This is a genomic window from Streptomyces europaeiscabiei (assembly GCF_036346855.1).
Taxonomy (GTDB): Bacteria; Actinomycetota; Actinomycetes; order Streptomycetales; family Streptomycetaceae; genus Streptomyces; species Streptomyces europaeiscabiei.
Window position 1 is genome coordinate 1077000 of sequence record NZ_CP107841.1, and the last position, 24530, is coordinate 1101529.

At 71.1% G+C, this 24530-nt stretch carries 24 protein-coding genes and 1 pseudogene; 7 read left to right on the forward strand and 18 right to left on the reverse strand.

The annotated features are described in order from the left end of the window. The first annotated feature begins 51 nt into the window (after positions 1-51). Positions 52-1863 (forward strand): protein kinase domain-containing protein, encoded by a 1812-nt coding sequence (locus OG858_RS04960; RefSeq protein ID WP_319065131.1) that lies wholly within the window; start codon positions 52-54, stop codon positions 1861-1863. Between the two features lie 27 nt (positions 1864-1890). Here OG858_RS04960 and OG858_RS04965 read toward each other — a convergent pair whose 3' ends face one another. The 5 genes from OG858_RS04965 to OG858_RS04985 all read right to left on the reverse strand — a co-directional run bounded on the left by OG858_RS04965 (position 1891) and on the right by OG858_RS04985 (position 6611). Then, positions 1891-2805: a MurR/RpiR family transcriptional regulator gene (locus OG858_RS04965; protein ID WP_086749674.1), complete on the reverse strand. Its 915-nt coding sequence runs from the start codon at positions 2803-2805 to the stop codon at positions 1891-1893. A gap of 106 nt (positions 2806-2911) precedes the next feature. Next, on the reverse strand, positions 2912-3835 hold the full coding sequence (locus OG858_RS04970) for an ABC transporter substrate-binding protein (RefSeq protein WP_086749673.1): 924 nt from the start codon (positions 3833-3835) through the stop codon (positions 2912-2914). A gap of 105 nt (positions 3836-3940) precedes the next feature. Next, positions 3941-4630, reverse strand: coding sequence for an ABC transporter permease (locus OG858_RS04975; RefSeq protein ID WP_086749672.1), 690 nt, complete (start codon positions 4628-4630; stop codon positions 3941-3943). Further along, complete coding sequence (locus OG858_RS04980; protein WP_086749671.1) at positions 4627-5292, reverse strand: ABC transporter permease; 666 nt, start codon at positions 5290-5292, stop codon at positions 4627-4629. Before OG858_RS04980 ends, OG858_RS04975 begins: the two co-directional genes overlap by 4 nt. Beyond that, the gene (locus tag OG858_RS04985; RefSeq protein ID WP_319065130.1) at positions 5289-6611 is read right to left on the reverse strand and encodes an ATP-binding cassette domain-containing protein; all 1323 of its coding nucleotides are present in this window, start codon (positions 6609-6611) and stop codon (positions 5289-5291) included. Before OG858_RS04985 ends, OG858_RS04980 begins: the two co-directional genes overlap by 4 nt. Positions 6612-6806: 195 nt before the next feature. Here OG858_RS04985 and OG858_RS04990 point away from each other — a divergent pair, with 195 nt between their 5' ends. Beyond that, entirely contained in the window at positions 6807-7379 is a 573-nt protein-coding gene (locus OG858_RS04990; RefSeq protein WP_319065129.1) for a hypothetical protein, read from the forward strand. Beyond that, positions 7376-8281, forward strand: a complete 906-nt coding sequence (locus OG858_RS04995) for an amidohydrolase family protein (protein ID WP_319065128.1) — start codon at positions 7376-7378, stop codon at positions 8279-8281. Before OG858_RS04990 ends, OG858_RS04995 begins: the two co-directional genes overlap by 4 nt. Before the next feature lie 81 nt (positions 8282-8362). On the opposite strand, the gene OG858_RS05000 is transcribed toward OG858_RS04995, so the two are convergent. The 3 genes from OG858_RS05000 to OG858_RS05010 form a co-directional block, all read right to left on the reverse strand. Beyond that, the gene (locus tag OG858_RS05000; RefSeq protein ID WP_086749668.1) at positions 8363-9796 is read right to left on the reverse strand and encodes a cytochrome P450; all 1434 of its coding nucleotides are present in this window, start codon (positions 9794-9796) and stop codon (positions 8363-8365) included. Positions 9797-9958: 162 nt separating this feature from the next. Then, a complete protein-coding gene (locus tag OG858_RS05005) occupies positions 9959-10585 on the reverse strand; it encodes a phosphoribosylanthranilate isomerase (RefSeq protein ID WP_256960596.1) in 627 nt (208 codons plus the stop codon). 62 nt (positions 10586-10647) lie between these two features. Further along, positions 10648-11892 carry a PucR family transcriptional regulator gene (locus OG858_RS05010; protein ID WP_179201132.1) on the reverse strand — a complete coding sequence of 415 codons (1245 nt, stop codon included), beginning with the start codon at positions 11890-11892 and terminating at the stop codon, positions 10648-10650. A 331-nt stretch (positions 11893-12223) separates the two neighbouring features. On the opposite strand from OG858_RS05010, the gene OG858_RS05015 reads away from it, so the two are divergent. Both OG858_RS05015 and OG858_RS05020 read left to right on the forward strand, forming a co-directional pair. Beyond that, a complete protein-coding gene (locus OG858_RS05015; RefSeq protein ID WP_086749666.1) occupies positions 12224-13099 on the forward strand; it encodes a DUF4394 domain-containing protein in 876 nt (291 codons plus the stop codon). 149 nt (positions 13100-13248) lie between these two features. Continuing rightward, entirely contained in the window at positions 13249-14256 is a 1008-nt protein-coding gene (locus OG858_RS05020) for a sporulation protein (protein ID WP_319065127.1), read from the forward strand. A 16-nt stretch (positions 14257-14272) separates the two neighbouring features. On the opposite strand, the gene OG858_RS05025 is transcribed toward OG858_RS05020, so the two are convergent. From OG858_RS05025 to OG858_RS05035, 3 genes and pseudogenes are all read right to left on the reverse strand, one after another. Then, a complete protein-coding gene (locus OG858_RS05025; protein WP_179201131.1) occupies positions 14273-15658 on the reverse strand; it encodes an LCP family protein in 1386 nt (461 codons plus the stop codon). A gap of 246 nt (positions 15659-15904) precedes the next feature. Beyond that, positions 15905-16367, reverse strand: a pseudogene (locus OG858_RS05030) (M48 family metalloprotease); the annotation flags it as partial. 29 nt (positions 16368-16396) lie between these two features. Beyond that, the gene (locus OG858_RS05035; RefSeq protein WP_086749663.1) at positions 16397-16783 is read right to left on the reverse strand and encodes a BlaI/MecI/CopY family transcriptional regulator; all 387 of its coding nucleotides are present in this window, start codon (positions 16781-16783) and stop codon (positions 16397-16399) included. Between the two features lie 161 nt (positions 16784-16944). Between OG858_RS05035 and OG858_RS05040 the strand changes: the two genes are divergently transcribed. Together OG858_RS05040 and OG858_RS05045 are read left to right on the forward strand one after the other, a co-directional pair. Beyond that, positions 16945-17520 carry a TerD family protein gene (locus OG858_RS05040; RefSeq protein ID WP_060892213.1) on the forward strand — a complete coding sequence of 192 codons (576 nt, stop codon included), beginning with the start codon at positions 16945-16947 and terminating at the stop codon, positions 17518-17520. Between the two features lie 9 nt (positions 17521-17529). Then, the gene (locus tag OG858_RS05045) at positions 17530-17892 is read left to right on the forward strand and encodes a hypothetical protein (RefSeq protein WP_256960593.1); all 363 of its coding nucleotides are present in this window, start codon (positions 17530-17532) and stop codon (positions 17890-17892) included. Between the two features lie 396 nt (positions 17893-18288). Here the strand turns inward: OG858_RS05045 and OG858_RS05050 are convergent, their stop codons facing one another. The 7 genes from OG858_RS05050 to OG858_RS05080 all read right to left on the reverse strand — a co-directional run bounded on the left by OG858_RS05050 (position 18289) and on the right by OG858_RS05080 (position 24475). Then, the gene (locus OG858_RS05050) at positions 18289-18705 is read right to left on the reverse strand and encodes a DUF7144 family membrane protein (protein ID WP_037690962.1); all 417 of its coding nucleotides are present in this window, start codon (positions 18703-18705) and stop codon (positions 18289-18291) included. 33 nt (positions 18706-18738) lie between these two features. Continuing rightward, positions 18739-19209, reverse strand: coding sequence for an SHOCT domain-containing protein (locus tag OG858_RS05055; RefSeq protein WP_086749662.1), 471 nt, complete (start codon positions 19207-19209; stop codon positions 18739-18741). A gap of 114 nt (positions 19210-19323) precedes the next feature. Further along, on the reverse strand, positions 19324-20709 hold the full coding sequence (locus OG858_RS05060) for a hypothetical protein (protein ID WP_319314815.1): 1386 nt from the start codon (positions 20707-20709) through the stop codon (positions 19324-19326). Between the two features lie 25 nt (positions 20710-20734). Then, positions 20735-21442, reverse strand: coding sequence for an HdeD family acid-resistance protein (locus OG858_RS05065; protein ID WP_328545110.1), 708 nt, complete (start codon positions 21440-21442; stop codon positions 20735-20737). Between the two features lie 358 nt (positions 21443-21800). Further along, the gene (locus OG858_RS05070) at positions 21801-21998 is read right to left on the reverse strand and encodes a hypothetical protein (RefSeq protein ID WP_037690953.1); all 198 of its coding nucleotides are present in this window, start codon (positions 21996-21998) and stop codon (positions 21801-21803) included. A 165-nt stretch (positions 21999-22163) separates the two neighbouring features. Further along, positions 22164-22685, reverse strand: coding sequence for a hypothetical protein (locus OG858_RS05075; protein ID WP_086750206.1), 522 nt, complete (start codon positions 22683-22685; stop codon positions 22164-22166). A 107-nt stretch (positions 22686-22792) separates the two neighbouring features. After that, positions 22793-24475 (reverse strand): MFS transporter, encoded by a 1683-nt coding sequence (locus OG858_RS05080; RefSeq protein ID WP_319065125.1) that lies wholly within the window; start codon positions 24473-24475, stop codon positions 22793-22795. Positions 24476-24530: the final 55 nt, after the last annotated feature.

Sequence of the window (24530 nt, forward strand, 5' to 3'; positions counted from 1 at the left end):
CTGACGTACGCCAAAAGTCATTTCGGGGGTGTTGTGTCAGACCAGCGGCCGGTGCCGCCATCATCGACGGCGGACAGGGCTCCGGCGCTGCGGCAGGCAGGTGCTCTGCCTCTGCGCCCCGGCGACCCGGACCGTATCGGTCCCTATGTGTCGCTGGGGCTGCTCGGCAGCGGCGGAATGGGGCGCGTCTACCTGGCGCGCCCCGCGGACGGCAAGCCCGACCTCGTCGCGGTGAAGGTGATCAGACCGGAATACGCGGAGGACATCCGGTTCCGCCGCCGATTCGAGCAGGAGGCGGCGGTGCACAGCCGGGTGCGCACGCCGCGCATGCCGCGCCTGGCCGGCACGGGCTTCCGGGACGAACTGCTGTGGATGGCCACCGAGTATCTGCCGGGGCTCGATCTGGCGGTGGCCGTGGACGAGGACGGCCCCCTGCCGGCCGTCGCCGTCCGGCGGCTGGTGGCGGAGCTGGGACAGGCCCTGGCCGACCTCTCCGCCGCGGGGATCGTGCACCGGGACCTGAAGCCGTCCAACGTGCTGCTGTCCGCCCAGGGCGCGCACGTCATCGACTTCGGCATCGCGAAGGCCGCCGACGCGAGCGCGATCACCGGCACCGGCAACCGGGTCGGCACCCCGGCCTACATGTCTCCGGAGTACCTGCGGACCGGCGAGTGCGACACGGCCTCGGACGTGTTCTCCCTGGCCTGCACCCTGGTCTTCGCGGCGACCGGCAGCGCCCCGTTCGGCGACGGCACCGGCGTCGACGTCATGCACCGGGTGGCGTTCGAGGAGCCCAACCCGGATGTGCTCGCCGAGATCGCGACGACCGACGCGAAGCTCGCCTCGCTGCTCTCCGCCTGCCTGGCCAAGGAGCCGGGACAGCGGCCGACACCGGGGCAGCTGATCGAGGCGGTCGCGTCCGGCTCCCCGGGCTCCGAGGCGGCCGGGCACGACTTCCCCGGTTCCGAGGCGGCCGTACCGTACGGGACGTTCGACTGGCCCGAACCACTGGGCGGCCGCGTGCTCGCCCGGCAGCGGGCGTGCGAGACGCTGCGCCGCGTCCCCCTCGAACAGCCCGGCCCCGAACCGCTGGGGAAGGCGGCGGGAGCGGCCGCCGCCGACGTGGCGCCGAGTCCGTCCGCCGACGTGTCGGCCCCGCCGTCACGTCCGACGCCGCGCGGCACCCGGCCCCGGAACCGCCGCAAGCGGGTGCTGATCGGCGCCGCCGGGCTGGCGATGTGCATGGCGGTCGCCGGTGGCGTTGCACTCACCCTCCTGAGCCCCGCCACCACCACGGCCTCACCACAGGGGGGTACGACGGTTTCCGCCGACGCCCTGCCCGGCGACGCGGCCTCGGCGTCGGCGACAGCGCGCTCGGACCGTACGGACACCACCCCCGACGGCGGATCGGGGACCTCGGAGGTGTCCGGCAAGGACGAGCGAGCCTCGGCCGACGGCGACACCCCGCGCCCCGACTCGTCCGCTTCCGGCACCGACTCCGGCACCGACGAGGACCCGGACACCGGGTCCTCCGCGCCCGCCCCGGGAACCAGCGCGCCCCCCGAGACCACGCCGACCCCGAGCGACGCGCCCACCGAGCCCACGACCCCGGCCTGGCTCACGGACTGCACGTACTACTACGGCAACGGACGCACCCGCCTCGGGGACAGCGGCCAACGCGTCCTACAGGTGCAGTGCATGCTGTCCAAGCGGGGCTACGGCCTCGGAGGCGGCGGTGTGGACGGCGAGTTCGACGACGGGACGAAGGCCGCGGTGCAGAGTTTCCAGCAGGACAAGGGACTGCTCGTCACCGACGGCGTCGTACGTCCGCGTGTCTGGAAGGCGTTGCGCTCCACGGAGTGAGGCGGGCGGCTCGCACAGCCGTGCCGGTCAGTCGACGAACAGTCCACGCGCCGCGGCCCGCGCGTCGAACTCCTCCAGGTGGGCCTGGGCGTCCGGGAGGGCGTCGCACATCGCCTCCAGCAGGACCTGACCCAGCAGCATGGGGGCGCCGACGGTGTCGAAGACCAGGCCGGTACCCACGGCGGCGGGGAGCAGCAGGTCGCTGTGGGCGGCGACCGGGGCGAAGGTCCCGTCGGCGACCGTCACCACCGTCAGGCCCGCGGCACGGGCATGGGCGAGGGCGTCGAGAAGTTCGCGCGGGTGGCGGGGCAGTGCGAAGCACAGCAACGCGCTCGCCCCGGCCTGCCGGGTAGCGTCGATGCGGTCGGCGAGCAGTGAGCCGCCCTCGTCGAGCAGCCGTACGTCGGTGTGGACCTTCGCCGCCAAGTAGGCGAAGCCGCGTGCCTGGGCGGCGGAGGCGCGCAACCCGAGCACCGGCAGCGGCCGGGAGGCGGCGAGCAGGCGGCCCGCGCGTTCGACGGGTTCGGGGTCGGTGAGCAGGGACGCCAGATGACGCAGATTGTCGATCTCGGCCTGCACGGCGCGCTGGTAAGGGTTGGCCGACCGTCCGTCGAAGCCCTGCCCCGCGGGTGCGACCGTTCGCAGATGGGCGCGCAGTGCCGGATAGCCGTCGAAGCCGAGGGCGACGGCGAAGCGGGTCACCGACGGCTGGCTCACACCGGCCAGGTGGGCCAGTGCCACGCTCGACAGATAGGGCACGTCCGCCGCCTGCCGGACGAGGCAGTGCGCGATGCGGCGCTGTGTCGGGGTGAGCCGACGGCCCTCGAAGAGCTGCTGCAGCCGCGCGGCCGCGCCGACTCCACCGTGTCCTTCGGTGCCGACGCCCTGAGGTCTCCCGGTGCCGACTCCGCCGGACCCTTGGGTGTCGACGGCGTCCGTCATCTGGTCTCCCGGCCGGTCGTCGTGTTCGGTCCCCTCCCCCTGCCCGGCGGGGTCCACGGTGCCGGGCAGGAGCGGGGGCGGACGGTGTGGGCGTGGCCGAGAACGGTCAGCCCGCGAGGCCGGTGGACGTCAGCCAGTCCTTGGCGACGATGTCGGCGTCCTCCTTGTCGTTGGCGAGCCTCTTCATCATCTCCAGCAGGTCCTCGGTGGTGAGCTTGGCGGAGACGGCGTTGAGCGCTTCCTTCGCCTTGTCGTTCACCGCGTCCTTGTAGACGAGTGGCGTGACGTTCTGCGAGGAGAAGAGGTTCTTCGGGTCCTCCAGGACGACCAGCTTGTCCGCGACGATGGCGGGGTCGGTGGTGTAGAGGTTGGCGGCCTGCACCTTGTCGTCCTTCAGCAGCTTCACCAGGGTGGCCTGGGCACCCGCGTCGAGCGGCTGGAACTTCCCGAACTCCACGCCGTAGACCTTCTTCAGGCCTACGCCTCCCTGCGTGCGGGTCTTGAACTCCGACCCGGCCCCGATCGTCATGTCCCCGGCGACCGGCTTGAGGTCGGCGAGGGTCTTGAGGTTGTACTCGGCGGCGGTCTCGGCGGTGACCGTCACCGAGTCCTTGTCCTCGGCCGCGGCGGAGTCGAGGATCTCCACCGACGCCGGCAGCTTCGCCTTCAGTTCGGCGTTGATGTCCTCGGTGCTGGTCGCGGTGCTGTTCTTGTCGACCGCCACCGTCAGCAGGGCGCCGTTGTACTCGGGGAAGACGTCTATGCCGCCCTTGACCACCTGGTCGTAGTAGACCTCGCGGGCGCCGATGTCGAACTTCCGGGTCACCTTCAGGCCCTTGCCCTCCAGGGCCTGTGCGTAGATCTCGGCGAGAAGCTGGTTCTCGGGGAAGTTCGCCGAGCCTACGACGATGGCGTCGCCGCCGGCGCCGGCGCTGTCGCCCGCCAGCGGATTGTCGTCGCTGTCACCGCCACCGCCGCAGGCGGTCAGCGTGAGCGCGGTGATGAGGCCGAACGCGGCGCCTCGGTACATGCCTCGCATGGGTTGTCCTCTCTCGGAGCCCGGAAGCTCGAAAAATTCAGAAACAGAAACAGAAACAGATTCGGGATGCGGGATGCGGGTCTGGGACGCGCGAATTCAGGACTTGGACGCCGTGGCCCTCAGACCCGGCGAGACGATCAGGCGCCGCAGCGCGGTGAACACCATCTGGACGACGAGCGCGAGGGCGACGACGACCGTGGAACCACCGATGACCAACTCGTAGTCGTTGCGGGAGAGTCCGTCGACGATGTAGCGGCCCAGGCCGCCGAGGCCGGGGTAGGCGGCGACGGTGGCGGTGGCCACGACCTGGATCGCGGCGACCCGCAGTCCGAGGAGGATCAGCGGCAGCGCCATCGGTACCTCGACCCGGGCCAGGACCTCCCACTCGGTCATGCCGACCCCGCGCGCCGCGTCCCGGGTGGCGGGGTCCACGCCCCGTACCCCCTCGAAGGTGTTGATGAGGATCGGCGGAACCGCGAGCGCGACCAGCGCGACCAGCACGGGCGCGGTGCTGAGCCCCGCGAGCGTGACCACGAGGACGACCAGACCGAAGGTGGGGATCGCGCGGGCGAGGTTCGCCACGCTGGCCACGGCGAAGGCGCCACGGCCGGTGTGGCCGACGAGCAGTCCGAATGTCAGCCCGATGACGGCGGCGAACAGCAACGACAGCCCGCTGTAGGTGAGATGCTCCAGCAGCCGCTGCGGGATGCCCTCGTCGCCGTGCCACTGCGCCGAGGACGTCAGCCAGTCCCCCACGAGCTCCATCTGGTTCAGGAAATCGTTCATGCCGACGTCACCTTGTTCCGGGACCACGGGGTGAGCAGCCGCTGCGCCAGGACCAGCAACGCGTCGGTGGCGAGCGCGAGCAGCATGATCAGGACGATCGCGGTGACGATCGGGGTGGGGAAGTCGAGCTGGAGACCGCGGGTGATGTAGTAGCCGAGGCCACCCTGTCCGATCAGCTGTCCTACGGCGACGAGGCTGATGGACGAGACGGCGGCGACCCGTACGCCGGCGATGACCACGGGTACGGCGATGGGCAGCTCGACCTGGACGACCCGGCGTACGGCGCCGAATCCCATGGCGGTGGCCGCGAGCCGGACGGGCTCGGGGACCGAGGCGAGGCCGTCGACCACGTTGGGGACCAGCACCGACAGGGTGTAGAGCGTCAGCGGGATCATCACCGTCTGTTCGGTCAGCCCGGTGTAGCGGACGAAGATCATGAACAGGGCGAGGGACGGGATCGAGTACAGGATGTTCGACACGGTCAGCACCGGCGGGTAGAGCCAGCGCCAGCGGTGGCACAGGATGCCGAGCGGCACGGAGATGATGAGCCCGAACAACACCGGCAGCAGGCCGAGTCTGAGGTGGATGCCGGTGTACTCGGCGAGTTCGGCCGTGTGGTCGGCTATCCACTGCCACCGGACCAGCGGTTCGTCGTCACTCATCGGTCACCTCCGCCCGGGGTGTCGGGGGCGGCCGTCCTGTCCACGGGCGACGCGGGTCCGGCCGGCGCGGGCTTCGAGGGTGTGGACTCGGCCGGCGCGGGCTTCGAGGGTGTGGACCCGGCCGGCGCGGACTCCTTCGAGGCGCTCGCCGTCGACTCCCTTTCCGTCGACGCGACTTCGGCCGGCGCGACTTCGGAATCCTTTGCGGCGGTTATCTCGGCAGTGGCGGCCCTGGCGGCGACCGCCCCGGCGGACAGCTCGTACGCGTCCGCGACTCCGGCGACCGCGCCCTGCGCGTCGACGGCCACCGCGAGGCGGGCGGGCGACAGGAGGGCGGAGTCGAGGGCGGCGCGTGCCGAGTCGCCCACGAGGCTGAAGGTGTGGCCGAGGGGGGCCAGGGACGCGTCCGCGAGGGTGCCGGTGTCCGGCAGCGCGGCGGTCTCGGCCCAGCCGAGCGGCCGTCGGGCGTCGTCGACGACGAGCACCCAGGGCGCGTCCACCGTCCGTGCCTCGGCGACGGAGGAGGTGGCCGGCAGCACCGGGCCGTCGCGCAGCGGCAGTGCGGCCGCATCGACGAAGGAGAGCCGGCGGATGCCCCGGTCCTGCCCCACGAAGTCGGCCACGAAGTCGTCGGCGGGGCCGGCGAGCAACCGCTCGGGGGTGTCGAACTGGGCGAGCTTGCCGCCGGTGCGGAACACCGCGATGTTGTCGCCGAGTTTGATCGCCTCGTCGATGTCGTGGGTGACGAACACGATCGTCTTGTGCAACTCCTTCTGCAGCCGGATGAACTCGGCCTGCAGCTCCGCCCGCACGATCGGGTCGACCGCGCTGAACGGCTCGTCCATCAGCAGCACCGGCGGGTCGGCGCCCAGCGCCCTGGCCACCCCGACGCGCTGCTGCTGCCCGCCGGAGAGCTGGTTCGGGTAGCGCTTGGCCATCTCGGCGGGCAGGCCGACCAGTTCGAGCAGTTCCGCCGCCCGGGACCGCGCCTTCTTCCTGCCCCAGCCCAGCAGCAGCGGAACGGTCGCTATGTTGTCCAGGATGGTGCGGTGCGGGAACAGCCCCGCGTGCTGGATCACGTACCCGATGCCCCGGCGCAGCTCGGGCGCGTTGACCTCCCGGATGTTCCGGCCGCGCAGGCTCACCGTGCCGACGGTCGGCTCCACCATGCGGTTGATCATGCGCAGGGTGGTGGTCTTGCCGCAGCCGGAAGGACCGACCAGGACCGTGATGCCACCCTCGGCCAGTTCCAGGGAGAGGTCGTCCACCGCTGTCGTGCCGTTCGGATATTTTTTGCTCACCGCGTCGAATCTGATCAAGACTGCCCCTTACCCGACTGCATATGGTCATGCAGAGTTGTCGGTGACTGAATGACAGTCAATGGAATTCAGTGAACGGCACGTTACGTTCACACCAAGCTCCACCGGGGATGCCTGGACTTTTCACCCTATGCAACTTTTGATCATCTTGATGACGAGGCGGCACAGAGGAAAGGGAGCCACCCCATGCGGTGCGTGACGGGGACGAACGAAGGCCCGCAGGTCGTCGCCGACGGGCGGACACCGTCGTACGAAGAGGTCATGTCCACCGCCCGGCACGGAGCCCGGGTCGTCCTCGCGGACGAGATGCTCCCCCGGCCGGCACATGACCGGGCCGTCGTCGAGGACGTCGTGGACCGCCGGGTACCGGCGTACGGCCATGCGCTCGTCGCCGAGATCCGCAAGCCGTCCGTCCGGGTGTCCACCGGCCCCCGGCACGGCGCGGCCGGCGTCGAGGACGAATCCACCGACGCGGCGCCGGGCGCCCGGCGCCCGACCACGATGCTCACCCGGCTGCGGCAGGTGCTCACCGTGGAGGCCGGGGGCGCCGCGCAGGCGGTGGATCCGGCGGTGCCGACCGTACTGGGGAGGGGACCGGAGTTCCTGCGGCGCTCGATCAGGGAAGTTCTTCCCCGCCTGGACGACGACCGACCGTGCGGGGTGGACGTGGAGACGGTACGCCGCGACATCCCCGAGTCCGACGACGTCCGGAGCACACTGCGCGCCCTGACCGGGGAAGCGTCGGCCTTGGTGGGAGGAGCGGCATGACCAACTGCGACGTGCACCAGCATCTGTGGACCCCCGCGCTGGTGACGGCCCTGCGGTCACGCCGCGAACCACCGTTCCTGGACGGCTGGACCCTGTTCCTCGACGGTGAGCCGCCCTACGCGATTCCGCCCGCCGACCACGACATCGACGGCCGTACACGGCTCGCCGACACCGACGGCCTCGGCCGGGCCCTCGTCTCGCTCTCCTCCCCGATCGGCGTGGAGTGGCTGCCCGCGACCGAGGCGCGCCCCCTGCTCGACGCCTACCACGAGGGCTCGGCCGCGCTCCCCGAACCGTTCGGCGCCTGGGCCGCCGCCTGCGTACGGGACGTCGACGCGAAGGCGACGGCCCAGGACCTCGACCGCGGCTTCGTCGGCCTCCAGCTCCCGGCGAACGCCCTTGCCGACGCGGCCGGTTACGCACGCTGCGCCCCGCTCCTCGACCTCCTCGAAGAGCGCGGCCTCCCGCTGTTCGTGCACCCGGGGCCCGCGCCGGGCGGCGCCGAGGGGCCCGGCTGGTGGCCCGCGATGGTCCCCTACGTCCAGCAGATGCACTCCGCCTGGTTCGCCTTCCGCGCCTTCGGCCGCCCCCGCCACCCCCGCCTGCGGGTGTGCTTCGCCCTGCTGGCCGGGCTCGCCCCGCTGCACGGGGAGCGCTTCGCCGCCCGGAGCGGCGGGAGCGACGCCGGGGTGGACCCGGACGTCTTCGTCGAGACGTCCTCCTACGGTCCGACGGCCGTCGAAGCCGTGGTCCGCGCCCTCGGCGTGGGCGCCGTCGTCCAGGGCTCCGACCGCCCCTACGCCGAGCCCCCGCAACAGCCCGGCTTCGGTCTGGGCGGGGCGGCGGCGTACGCCTTCCGCATCGCCAATCCACGGCGGCTGCTCACCGGGAAGGACAGCTGAAGCCGACGTGGTCACGGGCCCGAGGAGCCCGTGACCACGTGATGCCCCGGCGGTGACCTTCCAGCCGCCGGTGATCGCCCGTCAGCGGCCGGGGCGGATCAGCCCCGTGAGATAGCGCCACAGCGAGGAACGCTGTCGGGCGGACACGTCCGGCACCACCGTCTCCACCGTGCCCTCCACGCCCGCGTCCCCCGCCGGCTGCGGCGCCGGGTCGTCCACCGGTGGCCGTTCGGCCGTCGGCACGAGTTCGTACCGTACGGGCAGCGAGCGCAGGCCACGCATGAACGGCGAGGAGCGCCAGGGCAGTTGGTCGACGGGGAGCGCGAGGTCCAGGTTGGCGAACCGCTCGAACAGCCGGCCCACTCCGACGGCGGCGACCGTCGAGGCGAGCTCGCGTGCCGGGCACTGGCGCGGGCCCGCGCCCCAGGACAGGTGCGCCCGGGTGCTGACCGTGGTGCTGGGTGCCACGTGGTCGGCGAAGAGCGGGTCGGCGTGGGCCGCGGCGGAGGAGACCCAGACCGGGTCGCCCGCGCGGATCGTGTAGTTGCCGAGCCGGGTGTCCGCGGCCGCGAACCTCGGCACGAAGTTCACCAGCGGAGGCTTGCGCATGACGACCCGGTTCATGGCCTCCCGGACCATGCCGGCGGAGAGGCTGGCCCGGACGCTGTCCTCGCCCGAGAGGACCTCGACGACCGTGTTGGAGACGAGGATGCCGACGTGGTCGGACGTCATGCCCAGCAGCATGAACAGTTCGCGGGCCAGTTCGTCGAGCGAGAGGTCGGGGTGGGCGGCCAGCAGGTAGGAGGGGAAGTCCTCGCCCGGCGTCTTCAGCTTCAGCTCCGCCAGTTCCGCCAGCGCGCCCAGCAGCCGGTCCAGGGCGGGCCCCGCGTCCGGGCCCGCGTCCAGCACCCGCCACATGTCCATCAGGGCGTCGTCGCCCTGGGAACCGGGGAAGCCGAGCAGATGGCTGGCCACCATCAGCGGCAGGGGCCGGGAGAACTGCGCGGACAGGTCCGCGAGCCCCGTGCCGCCCGCCTGCCCCATCAGGGTGATCAGCTCGTCGGCGTAGACGGTCACGGCCGCCTTCAGCCGCTTCGCCTGGGGGTTGCGCGGGTCCTGGAACGGCTTGAGCGCCTGGTCCCACGCCATCCGCAGCGACCGGTAGCCGGGGCCGCCCTGGATCAGTACGTGGTTGACCTCCAGGGAGGGCCCGAGCGGCCAGTCGGCCGGGACCCTGCCCTCGGTCCGGGCCCGCCAGTTCTCCAGGCCCTTGGGCCATCCGGCGTCGTCCTGGAGCACCTGGAGCGCCTCGCGGTAGCCGAGCACCAGCCAGGCGGGCACGCCCAGCAGGTCGACCGGCGCCACCGCGCCGTGCCGCTGCCTCAGCCGCTCGTACACCAGCGAGGGGCGCGTCTCGTAGTCCCGGGTCAGCAGCGGTTCGGGAGACATCGCCTCCAACCCCGCGCCGTCCAGCTCCACGGACACACCCTCACCCGACTGGGTTTCCCTCACCATGCCGCCCCTCCGACACTCCCCGTACCGGACCACCTTCAGTCGGTAGCCGGAACCGTGGGGACCCTACCCCAGGGTCACTTCCGGGGGAACGCCGGGCATCACCACTCACAGGTCCAGCCCCGTGACTCACAGCCGTGAACCGGGCGGCGGCACAGCCACCCATCACTGCCCGGCGCGGGCCGCCTTGATGAAATCCCTGATCAGACCGGGGTCCTTGACGCCTCGACTCTGTTCGACGCCGCTGGAGACGTCCACGCCCCAGGGATCGGTGGCGGCGACGGCGTCGCGTACGTTCTCCGGAGTGAGACCGCCCGCGAGGAGCCACCTCTCCCCCGCGACCGCCAGCGGCCTGCTCGCCCAGTCCCAGGCGATGCCCGAGCCGGGGACGGGCGCGTCGACGAGGAGCATGTCCTCGCCGAACTCCCCGCAGCGCGGCACCGAGTCGCCGAACGCCGCGGCACGGATCAGGGTCCAGTCGCCGGTCGCCAGGTCGTCGTAGTAGGCGCGGTCCTCGGGGCCGTGCAGCTGGATCGCCCCGATCCCCGACTCGGTCGCCAGGGACCGCACGTCGCCGAGGGGCTCCTGGCGGAAGACGCCGACCGTCAGGACGTGCTCGGGCACACGGCGGCTCAGCCGGGCGGCGGTGGCGGCGTCGATCCGGCGCGGGCTGGCCGAGAAGACGAAGCCGATGGCGTCGGCGCCCGCCTCGACGGCCGTGTCGACGTCCTGCTCGGTCTTCAGGCCGCAGATCTTGATGAAGAGGGAGTCACTGGAGTTGCTCACGGCCACAGCCTGCCGTATCGGCGGCTGCGCGGGGACGGCGGCCACCTGGTCCGGCGCACCGGGCACGGTCAGCGCCACGCTCCCGACAGACGCCGGGTGACGACCGCGCTGAGCGTCCGCACACCCCGGGTCGAGCCCGGGTCGATGCCGGTGAGTTCCCTCACCCGGCGCAGACGGTAGTCCAGGGTGCGGGTGTGGACGTTGAGGGCGGTCGCCGTGGCGCCGCGGTGCATGTCGTGGCAGTAATACGCGTCGAGGGTGAGCAGCAGGTCCGGGCCGGAGTCCAGACGGCGGGCCAGCGAGCGCAGCCACACGTCGACGAACGGCACGTCCGCGGAGGCGAGTTCGACGAAGACGTCCGCCAGGGTGTGCGGCCGCAAACGGCCGGAGGCGGGTCTCAGCGGGGCCGCCCGGCTGATCCGCCGAGCCCGGTCCAGGGCGTCGGCCGGCGCGGACAGCGGCGCGGTGGCGGTGCCGACGGCGCAGGGGCGGCCGAGAGCGAGGGCGAAGTCCCGGACGAGATCCGGCAAGTGGTCGGGGGCCAAATCGGGCAAGAGGTCGGGAACGGCGTGCGGCGGGACGTTCTCCGTCCCCGCGGCGCCGGAGAACAGGGGCACCAGAGCGATCAGCTCACCGCTCCCGTCGCCGCCCTCCGGGCCCCACATGACCGGCGCCCGGTGGGCCTTCACCAGTGTCTCGATCTCGTTTTCCAGGAAACGGTCGACGGCGGGCGGGTCCGACAACCGGAACACCGTCACGGTGCAGTAGTCCGGCAGTTCCATGTCGACGGCTGCGGCGAGTTCCGTCGATATCGGATCGCCGTTCAGTAATGACCGGGCCAGCAGGGCGACCTGCTCGGTGTACGGCATTCGGCGGCGCAGTACGCGGACGAATCCCTGGCGGTAGGCGCCGATGCCGCGCTCACCCTGCGGGGCGAACCACGTCATCATCCGCATGAGTTCGTCGACACCGCCGCCACGCTGGGCGTCGGTCGCCTCGTTGATCTCGCGCAGCATGAGCGCGGTGTGCACACGCAGCACCTGCTGCCGCGCGTCGAGCGACATCCCCGCACCCGCCCGCAGCTCTCCCATGGACGCGATGCAGCCAAGATCGTCATCGCTCAACTCGCTGTTGTTCGGCGACAGTTCGACCGTGCGATGCCGTAGCCACATCGCGTGTTCCAGCGTCTCGGCCCGAGCCCGGGGGTCGTTGTCCAGAAACCCGAACTCCGGGATCTCGCGCGTGTACGTCTCGACCTCCCGGCGGGCGTTGGTCGACGCCTGACGGGCCAGTTCGGCGAAGAGGCTCCCCATGCAGGCGAGCATGCCATTCCGGACGAACGGGCCGACAGACGAGATCCGGACGGCGTTCATCACTGCGCATAAATCGGCGGCAAGTATGCCGACAGGGTTTTTGTCACAGTGCGCAAAATTCCCGGATCGGTGCGTTCCCCTCCCGGCTTCCGCTTGTGGAGGGGTCGTAAAGCGGCCTTAATGAGAACCGCGTGAACGCCCGTGGGGGAAGACCGGGACAATCATTCCGGCGCGACTCCGGAACGGCTCCGGCAATCAGTACGGGCGCGGATACGAAATTCCTCGGCCAGGCGCCCCGCAATGGCGCTCACCCAAACGGGAGGGAAACCCGATGAGAGCAGGCACGAGAAAGAGAATCACGGCGGCGATGGCGGTCGTGGTCACGTCGACGGCGCTCATGCTCGGCATGCCGGGCACCGCTTCGGCCGCCCCCGCCGCCGTACCCAGCTTGCGCGCGTTCGGGATCAGCGGCGACGGCACCCTGATGGCCACGTTCACGACGGACCGGCCGGACGTGCTCAACTGGGTGCGGGTCATCACCGGGCTCAGCGGCGACACGGCCCTGGTCGGGATCGACTTCCGGGTGCAGAACGGCGTGCTGTACGGCGTCGGCAACAAGGGCGGCATCTACACGATCAAGACCCCTCCGGCCACCGTGGACGTCGTGGTCACCAAGGTGTCACAGCTCCAGTACGCACTGCACGGCACGGTGTTCGGCGTCGACTTCAACCCGGCCGCCGACCGCCTCCGTGTGATCAGCGACCAGGGCCAGAACCTGCGGCACAACCTCAACGACCACACGACCATCCAGGACGTGAACCTCACCACCCCGCCTGCCGAGGGCACGACCAAGGGCGTCACCGCCGCCGCGTACACGAACAACGATCTCAACGGGTCCACCGCCACCACGTTGTTCGACATCAACACGACCTCCGACGAGGTCGTCATCCAGTCACCGGCGAACAACGGCACGCTCGCCCCGACCGGCAGCCTCGGCATCGACGCGCAGCTCAAGGCCGGCATGGACATCTACAGCACTCTGTCCGGCGGAAAGACGGTCGACAACGCCGCCTTCGCCTCCCTGACCCCGTACGGTGCCGGCACCCCGTCGCTCTACAGCGTCAACGTCCTCACCGGACAGGTGAGCTCCATCGGTCAGTTCCCACTGAACATCACGGACCTCGCCATCAGCCTCACCGGCTCCTGACCCCTCGACGACCCCGCCCTCGCCGCGGCCCGGCCACGACCGGACCGCGGCGAGCCACGTCCGGATCCCCCTTATGCTTCTACACATCTGTAGAGGAATGGGCCTCAACAGCACACGCACGTACGGACGTTGAAGGAGTGGACGCCACGATGGTGTTCAAACGACTGCTCGGTTCGCTCGGAGTGGGCGGCCCCACGGTCGACACGGTTCTCGATCCCGGCGCGGTCCTGCCGGGCTCCACGCTGACCGGCCGGGTCCGCCTCAAGGGCGGTGACACCGACTTCGAGATCGAGCACCTCACCCTGGAGCTGGTGGCGCGGATCGAGGCCGAGCACGAGGAGGGCGAGAGCGAGGGCATCGCCGTCTTCGACCGGACCACCGTCGGCGGCGGCTTCCGGCTGGCCGAGGGCGAAGTGCGCGAGGTCCCGTTCACCCTCGCCCTGCCGTGGGAGACCCCGATCACCGAGCTGTACGGGCAGGCCCTGGGCATCGTGCTCGGCGTACGCACCGAACTGGCCGTCTCCGGCGCGAAGGACAAGGGCGACCTCGACCAGCTCAATGTCACCCCGCTGCCCGCGCAGGAGGCGATCCTCGAAGCCCTCGGCCAACTCGGCTTCGGCTTCAAGTCCGCCGACCTCGAACAGGGGCGGATCCACGGCACCGGCCAGCAACTCCCCTTCTACCAGGAGATCGAGCTCACCCCGTCCCCGCGGTACGCCCACCTGGTCAACGAGATCGAGCTGACCTTCCTCGCCGGTCCCGGCGGCATGGACGTCGTCCTGGAGGCCGACAAGCGCGGCGGGCCGTACTCCGCAGGACAGGACACTCTCACCCGCTTCGCCGTCTCCCACGCCGAGGTCGCCCACCAGGACTGGAACACCCTGGTCGACGGGTGGATCGGGCAGTTGGCCGGACATCGCACCGCCGACGGCTCCACCTCTCCGTATGAGCAGGAGAGTTCCTACGACAACGGGTACACCGAACATCACGGCGACGACGGCCACCGCTCCGGCCCCCGCACGGCCGTCGCCGGCGCGGCCGGGCTCGCCGCAGGTGTCGTCGGGGGCATGGTCGCCGCCGAAGTCGTGGACGAGGTCGGGGACTTCTTCGAGGGCGAGAACGAGGAAGAGGGGGAAGAGGAGGAAGAAGAGAGCTGACGGGTCTACGGACCCGTCACCGCAGCTCCTCCAGGTCGAGGTCCGACCCGACGACCAGGGTCACCACCCCCGCGGCGGCGTCCGCGGACGGCGTGGCCTTGGTGTCGGGCAGCCGGGAGGCGAGGACCTTCGCATGCTTGGTGAGGTCGGCGGGATGGGCGACCGTGGTGGTGTCGGTGTTCTCGGGAGCGTTGCCCGTGCCCACGACGGTGAAGCCGGCCTCGCGGAGCTTCTCGGCGACGGCAGCGGCGCGCCCGCTGACACCGGTGCCGTTGAGGACCTGGACGCGTACCTTGGACGCGTAGATCAGGTCGTTCTTGGCCTCGGCCTGCAGCCGCTTCTTGTCGACCTCCTTGTCGTTGGCGAGGGAGGTGAACAGGTCCGCGGCCTGCGGGTACTGCCAGACGATGTTGGCCTTGTCGGTGGGGACGTCGGCCTCGCGCGGGTAGTTGGGGACGGTCAGGAAGGTCAGCCGGTCGCTCGGGATGCTCTTGAGCTCGGAGGCGAGGTCGTAGAGCGGGTCGATTCCGGCGAGATCCTCGTCCGCGGTCAGGGACTTGGTGGCGGACTGCATGAAGTCGTAGAGCGAAGTGGGGCTGGTCAGCTTCGACTTGGCCTTGGCCGCCAGTGCCTCCATGAACTCCTGTTGACGACCGATGCGTCCGATGTCGGAGCCGTCGCCGACGGCGTAGCGGGTCCGTACGTAGCCGAGCGCGGTCTCGCCCTGGACGGTCTGGCAGCCCGCCTCCATGTCGAGGCGAGCCTTCTCGTCGTAGATGGCCTGTTCGGGGCAGACCTCGATGCCTTCCAGGGCGTCGACCATTCCCTTGAAGCCCTGGAAGTCGACGGACATGAAGTTGTCGATGCGCAGACCGGTGTTGGCCTCGACCGTCCGGATCGAGCAGGCCGCCGCGCCGGCGACCTCACCACCCGAACCACCGATCGCGAACGCCTCGTTGATCTTCGCCAGGTGCGGACCGGATGTGCCGCCGTCACCCTTCTCGCACGCCGATATCTCCACCCACGAGTCACGCGGAAAGGACACCACGGTTGCCCATTCCCGGTTCGCGGGGAGGTGCAGCACCATCAGCGTGTCCGACTGCATGGTGGTCAGGTCCTTGCCGTACTTCGCGTTGGCCCCGTCACGGCTGTCCGAACCGACGACCATGATGTTCTTCGAACCCGGACTGAGATTGACCGGGCGGTCCCCGCCGATCTTGCCGTCCACGTCGGCGCCCGTGATGTTGTTGTCCAGGTCCTTGTAGACCCAGGCACCGACACCACCGACACCGAGGACGAGCAGGGCCGCGCCGCCGGCGAACCAGCTCACCCTCCGGCCCCGCCGCGTCAGCCGCGTACCCCCGCCTCCGGCACCCGCGCGCCGCCTTCCCGTACCACTCACCGGCCTTCCCCCGCCTCGGCCGCACCCGGCCGGTCGACTACCCCCTGGACGTCCGGTACTTGTGATCACCGAACCCGCAGGACTCTACATGCATGTAGATATACGGATCGGTGCCGCACACGTCTCATCACGCCCTGTGGTCACGAAGGTCGCAGAGGCGTCGCAGCGTACAGAATCAGGGCCACCGTCACGGCGGAGTTCGCCGATGCCATCGCCGAGAACACCGCCCCTACGGCCGCTCCGCCGTGTACGACACGGCCGTAGGCAGAACTCGCAGGAGCGCGCGGCCGACCGGACGCCCGGCAGCAACCGGTGGTGCCCGGCGCAGAGATGGGCCCGCTCGTGGGTGAACAGCGCGCGCCGCGCGGCCGGTTCCCGGTACCACCAGGGTCGTGGTGACCACCGCCCGGTCGTGCCGGTCACCCGGCAGCGCGTACGCGTTCGCGCACGGCGCATCGTCGGGCAGTACGGCCACCTCGGTGTCCGGCAGGCCTGCCAGGGCGCGGCGGCGCACCCGGCCGTGCCGCCGCGGGGGCCGGCCGCAGACCGGCAGCACGGTGAGGAGCGCCGGGACGGCCAGTCGCCCGGCGACCTCGTCGTACGGCACTGCCCGCGCGTCGGCGTCGGACCAGCCGTCGGGCAAGGGGTTGCCGGGCAGTCGGGCCGCGCCGACCACCATCAGCAGGGCGAGGCAGACCGTGCGGCACACCACCGAGAAGGACGAACACCCACGAGGCCTCAGTCGCCCCCTTCGGCCCTCGCCCGACCGAGCAGCTCGCGCAGCAGGCGCTCGTCATCCGGCTCCAGCGAGGTGACGAAGCTGGCCAGCACCGCCTCGCGGTCACTCTCGCCGTCGAGGACCCTGCGCATCCGGCGCGCGGCCAGGCCCGCCTGGTCGGAGGCCGGGGTCCACGCGAAGGAGCGGCCGGAACGCTCCCGGGTCACCGCGCCCTTGGCCAGGAGCCGGGTCAGGATCGTGATGACCGTCGTGTAGGCGAGGTCCCCGCCGAGGCGTTCCTGCACCCACCCCGCGCTCTCGGGGCCGTGCGCCTCGCGCAGCGCGGACAGGACGAGCGCTTCCAGCTCACCCTGGCCCCGCCGCCGGGGACGCTGCTGGTCCGTCACGCCTGTCCCCTTTCCGCCTGCCGGTCGATCCGCATCGTAGTCTCTACAGGATTGTAGAAGGGGGATTGCCGAAATACCCCCACCCATCTTCTACAGTGCTGTAGATTTCGAATCACGCGGAACGTCAGCAGTGCAACCAAGACATCAAGAAGGAGTCCACCGTGGGAGTTTCCCTGTCCAAGGGCGGCAACGTCTCGCTCAGCAAGGCGGCACCGGGCCTGACGGCCGTCCTGGTCGGTCTGGGCTGGGACGTACGCACGACCACCGGCACCGACTACGACCTCGACGCGTCGGCACTGCTGCTCGACGCCTCCGGGAAGGTGCTCTCCGACGGGCACTTCATCTTCTACAACAACCTCACCAGCCCGGACGGTTCGGTCGAGCACACCGGCGACAACCTCACCGGTGAGGGCGAGGGTGACGACGAGTCGGTCAAGGTGAACCTCGCGGCCGTGCCCGCCGAGGTCGACCGGATCGTCTTCCCGGTCTCGATCCACGACGCCGAGAACCGGGGCCAGAGCTTCGGCCAGGTGCGCGGCGCCTTCATCCGCGTCGTGAACCAGGCGGGCGGCGCCGAGATCGCCCGCTACGACCTGTCCGAGGACGCGGCCACCGAGACGGCGATGGTCTTCGGCGAGCTGTACCGCAACGGAGCCGAGTGGAAGTTCCGTGCCGTCGGGCAGGGTTACGCCTCCGGGCTGGCCGGGATCGCCTCGGACTTCGGCGTCAACATCTGAGGAGACCCGGTGACGGGGCCGTGTCGCCCGACCGGCCTCCGTCCCGAGGACCGGGCGGACTTCGGGGCCGTGCTGTGCCAGGCGCTGGACGCCCCGGACATCCGGGACGTCCTGCGCGCCGACCCCGGCGGTGTGGCCGTACGGCGGCTGCGGGTCCGGGCGTCGGCGGACGCGGACACGACCGTGGCGGCGGCGCGGGGTGAGTACCACACGTATCGCACCGCACTCGCGTCCGCCGCCGGTGCCGGGCGGAGGGGCGAGGACGCGAACGCGGTCGTGGCCGGGCGGACCGGTGACACACCGGATGCCGTCGCTGCCGAGGACGCCGAGGCGCGGATGTGGCGTCGCACCGCCGGCGCCGAGTCGCTGTAGCTGGTGGCGGTGCTCACGCCCTCCCTGGCCGCCTGTTCCGCCGCGGTCGTGCTCGCCCTCGGTCGCCTCCTCCGACTGGCGGGTGTGCGGGGCACGTTGCCCGGTGCGCTCGTGGCCGCCGGCTCGACCCTCGCCCTCTTCGCAGCCGCGCGCCCCTGCCGGCGTTCGCCGCGCTGTGCCGTACGGCGCTGCCGCGGTCCCGGTGACCCGGCGCCGCCCGCTCGGCCGGGGCAGGCCCGACTGGTCTGGCAGCAGGCGCTGTCGCACCGCGGCATGCTCCCTCAGCTGCGCCAATGTCTCCACGAGGACCCGTCCCTCCGTCCCCTGCGGCGGACAGGTCCCGTGGGTTCGGACTGAGCGGACGCACCGTCCGGCCGGGTCAGTTGAGCGAGCCCCCTAATCGTCCCGCTTGACCACGCACAAGGCCCAGATGATGAAGGCCGAGAAGGCGATCATCACGATGGACCAAACGGGGTAGTACGGCAGGGACAGGAAGTTCGCGATGATGATGAGGCCGGCGATGGCGACTCCGGCGACGCGGGCCCACAGGGACGCCTGGAAGAGACCCAGACTGACGAGGACGGCCACGGCGCCCAGGGCGAGGTGGACCCAGCCCCAGCCGGTGAGGTCGAACTCGAAGACGTAGTTGCGGGTCGTGACGAAGACTTCGTCCTCGGCGACGGCCATGATGCCCCGACAGACGCCGAGGACGCCCGCGATCATCAGCATGATCGCCGCGAAGACTGTCAGCCCCTCCGCGAAGGGCCGTGACCGCTTGGTCTGATGCATGTGCCCGGTGTGTGTGGCGGTCATACCGCTACCTCGATTCGGTGTCGTGCGGTGTGCTCAACGCCCGGCGGCGGACGGGCCTGCGCCCGTACCCGCCGAAGGGCCGTGGCCGCTCAGGACCAGTTCCTTCGCGCGGCGGAACTCGTCGTCCGTGATGTCACCGCGTGAGCGGATCTCGGACAGTCGGGCGAGTTCGTCGACACTGCTGGGGTGACCGTCTCCGCTCCTGGCCGTCTCCCGGACGTAGGAGTCGAAGGCCGCCTGCTGCGCACGCGCCTGTGCCACCTCGCGGCTGCCCATGTTCTTGCCGCGGGCGATCACATAGACGAACACGCCCAGGAACGGCAGCAGGACCGTGAAGACCAGCCAGCCCGCCTTGGCCCAGCCACTCATGTCGTCGTCGCGGAAGATGTCGACGACGACCCGGAAGAGCAGCACGAACCACATGATCCACAGGAACAGCAACAGCATGGACCAGAAGACGCTCAGCAGCGGGTAGTCGTACGCGAGGTACGTCTGACCACTCATGTCTCTCCTCCGTCCCCGGGCGATCACCCGGCAGGTGTTCTGCCGTCCCAGGCGCGCCCATGGCACCGTCCCCGGCGCCGGTCCCAGCGTGCACACGGCCGGGGCCGGGCGGCCTCACCCCGGGCGGGTGAGACCGGGCTCGTCCGGCGCGGGGTCCGCCGCGGCGGCGAAGACCGCCACGGCCGCCAGTACGACCATGACCAGGACGGCGACGAGCACGACCGCGCCGACCGTGGGCCGGTTCCACAGGAGGAGCGCCAGCGCGCCCGCCCCGAGGACGATGCCGCTGGTCCAGCGGGGGTGGGCGGCCAGCCGGCCACCGGTCCGCCCGGTGCTCACTCCGGCGCTGCGCAGCGCTCGCCCGGCTGCCGTGGTGCCGCGCCGGGCCAGGGCCCGCGCCCGGCGGGCGACCCGCCCAGGGCCGTACAGATAGGCGGCGAGTGCCGTGGCCAGGAAGACGACGAGAAGGGTGCGGGTGCTGTCGCGCAGGAAGCGCAGGAAGGTGTCGAAGATCGCCGAGGCGGCGTCGGGTGGCAGTACCGAGGAGGGTACGGCGTCCAGGTAGACACGTCGGACGACGGCCAGCGCGACGAGCAGCACCGCCATCATCAGGGTGAGGCCGAGGGCCGTGATCAGCAGCATCACCCGGTGGCCGGGTGCGGTCCACACGGCCAGGGCGGCGAGTGCGACGGTGATGACGGGCAGCCAGGTGCCGAGGATGTCCAGCAGCCGCATGGCGTCCTGTGCCTTGCCCAGTTCGTCGGTGTGGAACAGCGTGATCGTCCGGTCGCTGTCGGGGATGGCGGCGGCCTTGTCGAAGCCCGCGTCGACGAGGCGCTGCCGTACCTGGTCGACGACGGAGCCGACGTCGAGCTGGATCGTGTCGCCGGTGGCACGCAGGGCGCCCTCCTGTTCACCGGTGAGCATGTGCACCACCGCGGCGTGCGCCCGCCGGTTCGAGCCCTCCCATGCCTGCCGGAAGAGCTCGCTGTCGATGACCCGGGTGACGTTGCGCTCCACGACGGTGTGGACCACGGAGCGCAGCGGGCCGTCCAGGGCCCCGGCCCCCGCCACGACCTGTGATGGCGCGCCGTTCTCGGCGAGCACCTTGGTGAGGGCGTCCGTGACCGCCTTGACGTCCACGTTCTTGACCACCTCGTCGGTCAGCCGGTCGATCACGACCTGCTGGACGGCGGGTTCGGAGGCCAGCGGGGCGACCGTCTCGACGTACCGGTCGGTGTCGGCGACCGTCTCCTGCACCCAGGCCGCGACAACGGCGAGAGGCGCGAGGAGCAGGGTCACCACCAGCAGGACGGTGGCACCCGCCTTGCGCAGCCTGCGATGTCGTACGCCCGCGTGCCGGCGCAGCCGCTCGTACTCGGCGCGCTCCGCGGCGCTCAGCGCGTGACCCGCGCCACCGCCCGATCCGCTCTTGTCGTCCGAGCCGCTTTCGCCGCCCGGTCCGGAGTGGGGTGGTACGGATTCCTTGCCCGGAACCATGGCTCCTCCTTGCTCAGGCAGGGGTTCAGGCGGATCCGGCGGTGGTGTCCCGCAGGCCCGTGGGGGCCGCCCGGTGGAGGGCGGCCCGCCAGGCGAGGGCGACCGCCACCTCGGCAAGGCCGAGCAGGACGAGCCACAGGCCGAGCAGCCGGGTCAGCGCCGTGGCCGACTCGGTCGGCAGGGCCAGCACCACGATCCCCGCGACGATGCCGAGCAACGCGGCGACGAGGACGAACCCGCGGTGGGGCAGGCTCTTCGCGGCGAGGGCGGTGTGCAGGGTGAGGATGCCGGTCGCCAGCCAGACGATCCCGACGATCAGCGAGAGCGCGGCGATCGTCTGCAGCGGGTTCCGCAGGCAGAGCACACCGGCCAGGACGTACAGCAGCGCGAGGAGCAGCCCGGAAAGCCGCTCCCCCGGCTCCTCCCGGGCGAAGACGTCGACGAACCGGAAGGCTCCGATCGCGAGCAGGTACAGGCCGATGAGGACCGCAAGGACGTGCAGGGTCTCGTCCGGCCAGACCAGGACGACGATGCCCGGCACCAGCATGGCCAGCGCCGCGCCGAGGATCCATTTCCAGGACCGGCCGACCCGCGCCAGCGTCTCCGCCGGGTCTCCCATCGCTCCGGGTACCGCCCCACGGGGTATGGCGCCCGTTCCGCCGGGCCTGTCGGCGGCCCCGCCGGGCCGCTCGTCCGGCCCGGTACGCGGTTCCGGGCCACGGGACTCGGTCATGGATCCTCCTCGCGGCCGAGCGGGCCGCTTCCGCACCGTCGGCACGCGACGGTGTGCGCTGACCTCACGGGGCCAGCGTCCCGCCGCCCGCCGCCCGCCGGATCACCCCCGGCGGGTGATCCCCGCGTGCCGCGGGCACGGTGAGGTGGGAGACATGCCTGGCCGACGGTTCAGGAGGTGTGTCATGACGCAGTCGAGCGCATTCACGGCATCGTTGTCCGTGCCCGAGCGGGACTTCGACGCACTGGGCGTCGCTTCGCACACGGGCAGGGTTCGCGCGGAGAGCCTCTGACACGGCGTCTTCCGCGGCCCACTGAGCCACTGAGCCACTGACTCAGTGGCTCAGTGGCTCGCTGACTCACTCCGGCAGCTGGCGCATCTCCAGGACCCTTAGGCCCAGGGACTGGCAGCGGGCGAGCAGCCCGTACAGGTGCGCCTCGTCGACGACGTGTCCGAACAGGACGGTGTGGCCGGACATCTCGACGTGGTCCAGCTCGGGGAAGGCACTGGTCAGCGCCTTCGACAGCTGTCCGTCGACGCGGATCTCGTAGCGCATGAGCGGTGTTCCCCCATGGCTCGGTGCGGGCGGGCTGCGCCCCTTCTGTGCGATGTGTTCTGTGCGATGTGTTCTCTGCGATGCGCTCTTGCGGTGTGCTTGCGGTCCCTTCTCTGCGATCGTCCGTCCTGGAGGCACTGCCGGGCCTCACCCCCGGAAGGTGAGTCAGTGGGTCAGATAGAGCTTGAAAGCGATGATCAGGAGACCGAGCAGCAGGTTCACCGAGCCCGTGACGGCGACCAGCCCCCACGAGGCGTCGGCCCGGCGGGCAGCGGCAGCCGACCAGCCCACCTGTCCCGCCACGGCCACCGAGAGCGCCAGCCACAGGGCTCCTGACACGTCGAGACCGAGGACGGAGCTGACGGCCACGGCGGCGGCGGGTGGGAGGGCGGCGTTGACGATCGGCCACTCGTCGCGGCACACCTCCAGAACGATCCGGCGGTCCAGGCCCCGCTGCGCCAGCCGCGCTCCGAACAGCTGGGCGTGCACGTGCGCGATCCAGAACACCAGGGCGGTGAGCAGCAGCAGGAGAACGAGTTCCAGACGGGGATAGGACCCCAGAGTGCCGGCGCCGATGATGACGGAGGAGGCGAGCATGGATCCGTAGACACCGCCGGTGTAGTCGGCACGGGCCCGGTGCTCGGCGCCGCGCTCGGTATGGGACCTTGCAGACCCGGTCGCGGACATCGTCTCGGCCTCCTCCCGGGGCAGCGCGTCGAGCCGCGCTTCCGGTGTGCCGGCTCGGTTCCGGTCGGCCGCCGTCCCGGTTGCCGTCGCTGTTGCCTTCTGCAGCCCTATCGGCTTCCGTCCCGGTTGCCGTCCGCGTGGGTCGAGCCGCGTGCGGCCGGGGCAGCGCCGGTGCCGGGGGGTGGCTTCGAGTGGCCCGTCCCGGACGGTCGCGCACGGTCCGTCCGCCCGCTCGGCAACCGCGGGGTGACCAGGAAGGCGGCGAGGGTGATGCCGCCGGTGGCGAGGATGGCCGCCTTCAAACCGTCCAGCTGGGCCGACGCGTAGGACTCGGCGACGGCGTCGACCTCGGACGGCGGCAGCCCGGCGCGCTCCGCCGCCGTACGCACCTGCTCGGTGGAAACGAAGCTGATCCCGGCCTCGAGCGCGACACTCGTCTGCTGCCGGGCCTCCTGCGACAGCCTCGGGTCGTCCTCCACGTGCGCGGTGAAGGCATGGGCGAGGGAGCCGATGAGCAGCGATCCGATGAGCGCGGTACCCAGGGCGGAACCCAGGTTCTGGGCCGTGAACTGCAGCCCGCCGACCTCGCTGCGTTCCTCCTCGCCCACGCTGGACTGCACGACGTTGCCCAGTTGCGAGGCGAGCAGCCCCATGCCGACGCCGAGCAGGGCCATGGCGAGGGCGAACTGGGTGTCGTCGATGACGGGGTCGATGGTGGCGAGCAGCCACACGATGGCCGCGGCCAGGGTCGCCAGGGCCAGCCGCACCACCAGACGGGGTCCCGCCAGCCGGCCCAGCCGGGAGGCGACCAAGGAGGCGGCGAGCATGGTGATGGACACCGGGAGCAGCCGCAGTCCGGTCTGGAAGGCGTCGAAGCCCTGCACGACCTGTAGGTAGAGCGGGATGGTGAAGAACAGCCCGAGCAGGATGAGGTTCTGGCAGAGCAGGGCCGACAGGCCCGAGCGCAGCGCCGGTCGTCGTAGCAGGGGCAGGTGGACGAGGGGGTCGGTGCCGTGGGCGACCCGTCGGTGCTCCCAGTGCGCGAAGGCGGCCAGGACGAGCGCTCCGGCGCCGATGACGAACAGGGTCGGCGCGAAGCCCATGACGGTGAAGGGTGGGTTACGGGGCTGCACCCAGCCCCAGGTGCCGCTCTGCAGCACACCGAGCACGCCCAGTCCGAGGCCGGTCGCCGACAGTGCGGCACCGACGCCGTCCATCGCGGGACGTGGGCCGGTCCGGGGGGCTTCGGTGATCACGCGGCGGAAGCACAGGACGGCGACGACCACCACGACCTCACCGGCGAAGACCAGCCGCCAGGTGAGGTACGTCGTCACCCAGCCGCCCAGCAGCGGGCCGACCGCGATCCCCGCACCGGCCAGTCCGCCGATGACTCCGTAGGCGACGGCCCGGTCCTTGCCCCGGTAGGACTCGGCGACGAGGGCGGCCATGGCCGGCAGCACCATGGCCGCGCCCAGGCCTTCGATGACCGACCAGCCCAGCGCGAGGACCCACAGCGTGGGTGCGACGGCGGTCAGGGCCGAGCCGATGCCGTAGACCACGAGGCCGAGGAAGAAGAGCCGACGGCGGCCGAGGATGTCGCCGAACCTGCCTCCGATGATCATGAAGGCGGCCATGACCAGCGCGTACAGCGTGATGACGGCCTGAATGGCGGTGACCTCGGTGTCGAAGTCCTCGACGAGTTGACTGATGGAGACGTTCATGACGGACGTGTCCAGAACCATCAGGAACTGGGCTGTCCCCAGGACGATCAGAGCCCGCCAGTGCTTCACGGTGTTCTCCTCGCCGAGTGGGCCCGGACGCCGGTGGGCGCCCGCCGGTCAGCGA